The sequence below is a fragment of the Paracoccus marinaquae genome (genome assembly GCF_018860165.1).
GTDB classification, from domain to species: Bacteria; Pseudomonadota; Alphaproteobacteria; order Rhodobacterales; family Rhodobacteraceae; genus Paracoccus; species Paracoccus marinaquae.
In genome coordinates this window covers 1-1,043 of the sequence record NZ_JAHKNG010000130.1, presented here as the reverse complement: position 1 = coordinate 1,043, position 1,043 = coordinate 1, and the positions used below count along the sequence as shown (strand labels likewise).

The following is a 1,043-nucleotide window of genomic DNA, read 5'->3' as shown; positions in this document are numbered from 1 at the left end:
GGAGCTTGCCCTTGGCGCGGGCGATGGCCATGCCTTCGCGGGTGCGCATGCGGATGAGGTCGGCCTCGAACTCGGCGAAGGTGGCCAGAATGTTGAAGAACATCTTTCCCATCGGATCGGCCGGATCATAGACCGACGCGCCAAGGGCGAGCTTGATGCCTTTCTTTTGTAACTGATCTGCGATCGCTCGGGCGTCCGGGACCGAGCGCGCGAGGCGGTCGAGCTTCGGCACGACCAGCACATCGCCTGCGCGCACGGCGGCGAGAGCCTGGTCGAGACCGGGTCGGGCGCGGTTCGTGCCCGTCAGGCCGTGGTCGGTGTAGATGCGGTCTTCGGTGACCCCAAGCTCCGCAAGGGCAGCACGTTGTGCCGTCAGATCCTGACGGTCGGTGGAGCAGCGGGCATAGCCAATCTTGGTCGCAGTCATGCAGCGAGTGTACGGATAAGGGGCCTCATGTGCGAATCAAATCGTACTATCTATACGAGACATGATGAGGTTCGGTTTATTGGCCATCAGCCGTCACCTCGACCCTGTCCGCTCACCGATCCCCTTACGGACGCAAGCCCACCACCATTTCCTGAAAGATCGCCATGCCCAGACGCCGCATTCTGACCGACCGCCAACGGGCGGCATTGTTCGACCTGCCGACCGATGACGCCTCGATGCTGCGCCACTACACGCTGGCAGACGACGATCTGGAGATCATCCATGCCCGTCGCCGTTCCCACAATCGCTTCGGCTTTGCCCTGCAACTCTGCGCGCTGCGATATCCCGGGCGGTTGCTGGCGCCGGGCGAGGTCATACCGCTGCCAGTCACACGCTTTCTGGCCGCGCAACTTGGGACAAGGCCTGACGATCTGGCCGGCTACGCCGCCCGCGAGGAAACCCGGCATGAGCACCTGGCCATCTTGCGCGACATCTACGGTTACAAGATGTTCACCGGGCGGGGCGCACGAGACCTGAGGGCCTGGCTTGAAGGTGCGGCCGAGACTGCCCGGTCGAACGAGGATCTGGCGCGGCGCTTCGTCGAGCAATGCAGGGC

At 63.8% G+C, this 1,043-nt stretch carries 2 protein-coding genes; one reads left to right on the top strand and one right to left on the bottom strand.

What is annotated here, in order from left to right; genetic code table 11:
* Positions 1-427, bottom strand: a 427-nt coding sequence (locus KNW02_RS20640; protein ID WP_216035047.1) for a recombinase family protein, incomplete at its 3' end; no start/stop codon positions are given.
* A 164-nt stretch (positions 428-591) separates the two neighbouring features.
* On the opposite strand from KNW02_RS20640, the gene KNW02_RS20635 reads away from it, so the two are divergent.
* Positions 592-1,043 (top strand): DUF4158 domain-containing protein (locus KNW02_RS20635; protein ID WP_216035046.1); only part of this gene is annotated, 452 nt, incomplete at its 3' end.